This window comes from Colwellia sp. SU-HH01217, assembly GCF_057543495.1.
Genome location: NZ_BAAJLX010000018.1, coordinates 63687 through 71422, shown reverse-complemented (window position 1 = coordinate 71422; position 7736 = coordinate 63687). Strand labels below are relative to the sequence as shown.

Below are 7736 nucleotides of genomic sequence, written 5' to 3'. Positions count from 1 at the left end.
CCGACTAGCGAGGCTTTGGATTCAAAAATAAATCTGAAGTCATCAGATATAGTTAATCAAAATTTATTTCGAAAGTTATATCTTTTACATAACTACTGTTAGCTAGCCCTTCAGCGTAATCTTGTAGGGCTAGGACACCATTAGAAAAACTGACAAAGAACTCTTCAACATCCTGCCTAGGTATCTGATAACAGTCTACTCGTATTACAATATCTTTGTTTAAAGTGTCTGGAAATTTATCAGCCAATTGACCATCTATAATGGCGTCAAGGCAGTTGTATAGTCGATCTTGAAAATCATAAAGAAATCCATCTAAATCAAATTCAACATTAGCTTCTTCTACCAATACAACTAACCATTGATCTTCAGTTTTACCTTTAGCTACAAAATCTATAACTACTCTATTTAATTTTGTTTTTTCAGTCATCAACAATGCCTATCAACTTTACAGTTTTTCATTTTAATTGGTTTATCCTTAGGAAGCCCAGCATTTTCAGCATTTTTACCTCTCGGTATAACTGGCTCTCCATTATCAATTGCTTCTTTAACCTTCTCTTGACCTTTCGAAAGCTTTGCATCACCAGTTTTAGTTTCAACGACACCTTTGTCTTTTTTCACAAAGTCTACCCTTGCTCTATCACCGCCTTGTGTTTCGAGAGTTACTTGCTCACCAGCTATATCATCACCTAACTTGTCACGAGTTTTTTGTTCACCTATTTTGCCTTTGGCTCTATTTTCTCTTAACTGTTTTACTTTCTCGTAGTATCTAGTGACACTTCTTGCTAAGTTTTTCTTTATACCATGCCTAACTTCACCAGTAGGATCTGTGTAGTTTATTGGATCATTCCCCACATAAGCATAAAGATTCATCTGATCTTCATAACCCACAGGGTCAGTTTGTAAGAATCGCCCTAGCTTTGGATGATAAATCCGTGCTTTGTAGTAATACAGTTCCGTATCTGGCAGTAGGATTTGTCCTGTATATCTAAAGCGAGAATTACTTACATTTTCCGGCTCTCCATATGGACCATATTGATGTATCTGGCTAACATTACCTTCCTTTGATGTTTCGGCTATTATTGACCCTTGTTCATTTGCCAGTAAATAATTAATATCATTTTTACTGCTACCTTTATACCAAACTAATGGGTCATCTACACCTATACCATGTACATAACGATTAATTATATTACCGCTTGAATCATATTCTAGGACAAGCTCATCATTATCATATAGAAAACTTGTAATGTTGCTATTGACACTAGAACTGTACAACCTACCTGTTGGGTCGTAAGTTAAATCTAGCACGGCTCCTTGCTTCGACGCTTTTGTTAATCGATTATGACTATTGTATGTATATACCCAACCGTCATAATCTATTAGGTTTCCGTTAAGGTCATGGCTAATTATTTTCCCAGCAACATTTGTATACTGGTTCAATTCATTGGTTGTATATGATTGCTGACCAACTATTGGTAATTTAACCTGAAAGTCTTCATTTGAGACTTCCTTTTCGATTATTTGGCTGCTTGGATTGTAACCAAAAGTTGTCTGATTTAATCCATTGTGGTCAAAAGTAATTGGGCGGCTTAATACGTCGTGACTAATCGACGACGAGACACCAGCATTGCCACGTGTTATAGCGCTAAGTTGGCCTAAATCATCAAACGTATAACTAACTAGTTGGTTATTACCGCCTTCACTTAATGAAGTTAATGCACCTGTTGCATCATAGGCATAGTCGATATAAAAATTGTCTGGGTGAGTAACTTTAGTTCGTCTATTTGCAACATCATAACTGTAGGATAACGTTTTTCCATTAGTACTCGATGTTTTTAGTCGTCCCAATCCATCATAGCTACTTACAACACTATTTTGACCTCGAATTGAGGAAATTTGTCTATTAAACGTATCGTATGAAAATACTAAATCGTCTTCACCTTCAATTACCGTCTTGGTTTTAGCATTTCTAGTGTCATAAGTGTGTGTATGTATTGTTCCATCACGTTTCGTCAAGGTGAGTGCATTACCGTTACTATCATAGGTAAAGCTTTCTGTTGAACTGTCCGGAAAAGTAGTGCTTTCTAACCTATCGACACCGTCATAGCTATATGATGTTTGATTGCTATTACCATCTTTGCGCCAATCGATTTGGCCATTAGCGGTATACCCAATTTCGATATCAACTCCAGCATCTGTCGTACCGTACCCAGAAATTGTTTTGGTTATCCGGGATAATTTATCATAGGTATTGTGTACTATACGGTCAGAGCCGTTATCGTCTTCAGCTCCTAAAATACATGCAGAAGTTGGTAAACTCCCAAATTCAGAAGGTGTCATGCGAACGGTTTCGCATTCCTTACGATTCAACCCATCATACGATATTTGAGAAAGAACCTTAGCACTAGAAGGAGAGCCTATAGTTACCTTTTCTTTCAACCCATTAGCGTTATATACGTTATCAACTACCGAGTTAACATTAATAGAGCACGTGCTTAAATCTTGAGCTATAGAAACGAATGTACCAGTTTCAATTTTCATCGCCTGATTGTCTTGTGCTCTGTAGGTAGTCTTGGTGGTAACCCTTTTACCTTGTTGGTTTACCGCGCCAATTGCACAAGTTTGTCGCCCAGACTCATCATATGTGTATTCCTTTCTGTCTGAAGTGCCTGTTAATGGGCCATCTTCTGATATTAGTCGTCCAGCTTCGTCATATGTATAAGTAACCACTTGACTAATTGTGCCGGTACCATCAGTTTTTGTTACTTTTGAAGGGAGCTTGGTATCATTCCAGTACTCATATTGTGTAATAGAATCTTTAGCAGTATCACAATTAGCACTCTCACAAATTGTAGTTTTGACTAGTTTATCTATCCCTAAATAAGCTTGATATGTATTTGTCGTTTTAAGACTAACGCCACTATTACCAATAGGCTCAAGTTTGGTTAGCAAACCGCCATGATCACCAAACGTGTAATCTGTTTGATTACCATTCGCGTCTATAGTATGGGTAGGAAGAAAGCATGTGATTTTTTGACAAGTAGTAATGTTGTAATTCGCGGAGGTAATAATATCTTGTAATTGTGACCCACTCTTAGGCGATACAGTCCTTTTTGTTATATTTCCTACGTCATCATAAGTAATTGAAATTTTATTACCTTCCGGATGTGTTACTGATATTAACTGACCATAATTGTTAAATTGGTAATTAGTTTTTTCATTTAACCCATTAGTATCGGAGCTAATAAATTGATTTGAACGTGGTGCAGGGTTTACATCGTATTCAATTGTACGTTTGTAGTTCTCTGGTCCAGTTATTACAAGCTTAGAAAACTGCTTTTTTGGGTCGTACCCTTTGCCAGTTTTAGCTGTATAGGTATAGTTAAATGTTTGGCCTGACTCTATAACTTGAGTAACAAAATAATCATGTTCATAAGTTCCATAAGTTCTAGTTTCTGAACTAACAGAGATACTCTCCGAATCATCACTTGGTAATGTATAGTTAAAAGATCTAGCATTATCTAAGGAGCCTAATGCATTGGAAAAACCACTATATGTCCAACTTCTATTTTGCAGATTAGTTAGTGTTGTTGATGAATTTTCTACTGTGTAATTCTGCTCAGCAACTATATTGTTTGAAGCATCTTTAATCGATGCTTTTTTAATTTGAGACCAGCCCATTTGTGTATAATCATCAGATTGATATTCAATTGATAACGTATAGCCTATGTTGGTTGAAATGGTCGCTGGTCTATGTAAAGTTTGAGAGGCATTTAGTGCAGTATCATAGCTGATCGTTAATTTTTCCCCATCAGGGTAAGACACTTCTGTTGCATACCAAGTGGCTGTTTCATAAGTATTAACGGAGTATGAAGATTTTGAATCATACCGAATAACAATACCAGTATGGCCTTGTTTGTATGTAATACCATTTTTCAAACTCCCGATAACTATAGAGCCTGTTGGTTGGTCTGTTACGCAAAGCTCCCCCCCATTACATTTAAAATATTCGGATATAGTCCCACCGTAAGTTAATGTATATGAACCTGCATGAGCAAGCGCTTGATTTTGCACTAACATTTTCCCAATAACTTTTGAATCAAATTGCTGCATCGTATGAAATGATAAATTAGGTGCAGCAGGAATACTCAATATCGGAAGTTTAGGACGAAAAATCCCTGACAATAAATCAATATTGTTAATGTCAGGCTCAACATTCAACGGCTTTAACTTTACAACATCAGGGTCGAGTTCTGTGAATAATACAGCTTGGCCATCTAAAATAAGTTTTTCAGAATCTTCATTCGTTCCTGTTGGTTCTACATTAGCGTAGGATGACAATGAAAAGGCAAGAGCAGTAAACCCAAGTTTTAGTTTTGTAGATAGAATAGAGTTCATTAGTTAGCTCTCCCTGCTGTTGTGCGATTACCAGCATCATCGTAGTTATAATCAACGATTTCGCCTTTTGAATTAGTTACCTTTATTAAGCGACCTCTCGCATCATATTTATAAGTCACTAAATTATTTGTTTGTATGACCTCTATCTCAAATGATTGCAATGAAACTGTCTCAATTTCATCTGTAATACTGATCACAATATTTGAATCAAAGCCTATATCTGAAACACTCGGCGTACCTGATAGGATCCCCGTCGCAGTATCAAATGTCGCCCATGCGGGCTTGCCGACAATAATAAACCTTAAAACATCTCCTAAATCAATATCTGAGGCTGTTGGTGAGAAATTATAGTTAACTCCAACACCAATTAATATTGGTGGTGTTCCTGAGATTACAGGGGGAGTATTGGCAGCTTGAATAGTAACCGCAATATTTTTTGTTGATGAAAAATTACTACACCCACGAGCATTACATGCCCTGACTTTATAAGAATATGTACCGTTGGATTTTGTTTTACTTTTTGATGAATTACTTCCTGAATAAACCCGAACACCATTTTCGTATAGCTCATAACGAGTAGCATTGCTCACGGCTCCCCATGACACAGTATATGTGCCATCATTATCTGAGGAGGGAACGGTCAGTGTTGGTGCACTTGGGATGGGAGGTAAGATATCAACGAGGATATTTTTTGTTGATGAAAAATTACCACACCCACGAGCATTACATGCCCTGACTTTATAAGAATATGTACCGTTGGATTTTGTTTTACTTTTTGATGAATTACTTCCTGAATAAACCCGAACACCATTTTCGTATAGCTCATAACGAGTAGCATTGCTCACGGCTCCCCATGACACAGTATATGTGCCATCATTATCTGAGGAGGGAACGGTCAGTGTTGGTGCACTTGGGATGGGAGGTAAGATATCAACGAGGATATTTTTTGTTGATGAAAAATTACCACACCCACGAGCATTACATGCCCTGACTTTATAAGAATATGTACCGTTGGATTTTGTTTTACTTTTTGATGAATTACTTCCTGAATAAACCCGAACACCATTTTCATATAGCTCATAACGAGTAGCATTGCTCACGGCTCCCCATGACACAATGTATATACCGTCATCATCCGAGGAGGGGACACTCAGTGTAGGTACACTTGGGATAGGGGGTAAAATATTAACCACAATCGTTTTTATCGGTGAATAACCGCTACAGCCAGTACTATTACATGCCCTAACTTTATATGAGTATGTACCACTAGGTTTTGACCTGGCATCTGAGGTATTTAAGCCTGAGTATAATGTACCACTTAGTTCACCAACCAACTCATATCTTGTAACATAGGCAACAGCGCTCCAAGATACGGTGTAATTACCGGTACTGCTATTACTTGGTACAGATAGGGTGGGTGTTTGCGGGATTGGATTTTTAACCGTTATATTTTTAGTTCCCCAACTTCCGCATGGTAAACTAGGATTACAGGCTCGCACTGAAAAGGTATAATTTCCAGCTTGGCTTAAGTTAGAGCTTGTGAAACTATAATTATTAGTCCCACCGATGTGATTAATATTTGATAACGATACTTCAGTACCGTCAGGTTTTTTATACTTACGTTCATAACGAGTACCAGTGTATATAATATGTCCAGGTGCAGGCCATGAGAGAGTTGAGGTTCCGTTGAGAGTAACGCTAGTCGGTGAAGCATTTAACGTTGTTGCATATGGCGAGCTATAAGCTTGAATTCTTCTCCAAGGGCTAAATCCACTACAGCCTACAGGTCTGCCATTACATGCTCGATACTTGATATAGTTATAACCCCAACTATTTCTAATCGTTATAGAGGTTGACCTTAAAGCGGTAGTTTTAACTAATGAATAGCCTCCATCATAAGTGCTTAAATAAACTTCATAATATGCCGTATTTTGAATGTTCGCTAACTGTAATGTTATTTGACTATTTAGAGGGTGGTATCCTCCACCACTGACAGTCGGCGCACTCGAAGGTGTCGTTGGTTTTAAGTCTCCATCACACCTAGGCCCTACCTGAGGACTTGCGGAGAAAGAATCGGTACCAGGATTCGTGGGGACAGAATCTAAATGACAATTGTCTGATAAGGTGCTTATATTTTGGGGTTGAGCTAAATAGGCACCTGTGTCTTTTGCCGTCTGTGTTGAGTCAGTAGTATTTGTAGTATTACTCCATGGCGCACATGATAAACCATCAGTTTCTGTTTTAGTTGAGTAAAATAATTGATCGCAATCGTCAGTTACATCATCAACATCATCACTTATTGGCGACTCAATCAACTTTTCATTTTCATCAATACCGCCAGGCATGTTATTTAACCTGACTAAATCAACAAAACCATCATCATCAGCATCAGCAATTACAATGCTATAATCGTCTGTATTCCAGTGCTTATCTTTTAATTTATTTTTAATTTTAGATGATTTGTTTAACTTACCTTTTTTATTAGATATCGATAAATAATGAAACTTATCTTTTTTCTTGGCTAAAGCAAAAACATCATCTCTACCATCATTATTGAAATCTTTAATTAAAATATTCTCAAGACGATTTTTACCCCATTTAACATTTTTTTTAATCGTTTGTGCAATATGTAGATTAGACGCATCATCACTATGCATTAGATAATGTTGATTACCTTTTTGAGAAACAGCTAATATTTCTTGTTTATTATCCCCATTAAAATCACCTGGATAAAAGTCAAATTCATCAGCTTTATCGAGCCATGGTAACTCTTGTATAGTGTAAGTTTGATTAGAAGGAGAAGAAATGAAATCTACCCCTCTCTCAGTGGCAAAATAACTTTTAGCTTCTTTTATCTTAGGAAAGACAAACAATAAGTCGTTTTTGTTATCGCCATTTAAATCAAGGACAATGACTTTAGCCGATTCTAACGACCAAAGATTTGCGTTGCCTTTATCGGCAATCACTTGTTGATTGATTGGTAGGTATTTTGTTTCGTTATTTATCCGTTCAGCTATAACGACTATTAGTTGCTGGTTAACTGTTAAAGGTTGAAGCAATAAATCATCCAACCCATCACCATCAAAATCTACCAAATGATGTTGATAGTCCTGCTCCTGCCAACTGAAAACCTCTTGAGACAAACTGATATTTGAAATAAAAACAAACATCAAAATGAAATAATAGCGCATAATCTTCCCTATAAAGCGTACATATTTAGTCATGCCTGCTTCACTGGAGAAAAACCAATGAGCAGAAATAATATTGATTGTGCAAGGTATGCTATAAGCCCTCTTGAAACTTTATGTAAACCTTATGAAAACCTTATGTTTTTAATA

The 7736-nt window shown here is 36.9% G+C and carries 3 protein-coding genes; all 3 read right to left on the bottom strand.

What is annotated here, in order from left to right; translation table 11 throughout:
- Nucleotides 1–52 precede the first annotated feature (52 nt).
- From AC27G3_RS16890 to AC27G3_RS16880, 3 genes are read right to left on the bottom strand one after another with little or no spacing between them, the layout of a single operon-like run.
- Nucleotides 53–427, bottom strand: coding sequence for a hypothetical protein (locus AC27G3_RS16890; protein ID WP_487123603.1), 375 nt, complete (start codon nt 425–427; stop codon nt 53–55).
- Complete coding sequence (locus AC27G3_RS16885; RefSeq protein ID WP_487123601.1) at nt 427–4398, bottom strand: RHS repeat domain-containing protein; 3972 nt, start codon at nt 4396–4398, stop codon at nt 427–429. Before AC27G3_RS16885 ends, AC27G3_RS16890 begins: the two co-directional genes overlap by 1 nt.
- Nucleotides 4398–7589 (bottom strand): chitinase N-terminal domain-containing protein, encoded by a 3192-nt coding sequence (locus tag AC27G3_RS16880; RefSeq protein WP_487123599.1) that lies wholly within the window; start codon nt 7587–7589, stop codon nt 4398–4400. Before AC27G3_RS16880 ends, AC27G3_RS16885 begins: the two co-directional genes overlap by 1 nt.
- Between the last annotated feature and the right edge of the window lie 147 nt (nt 7590–7736).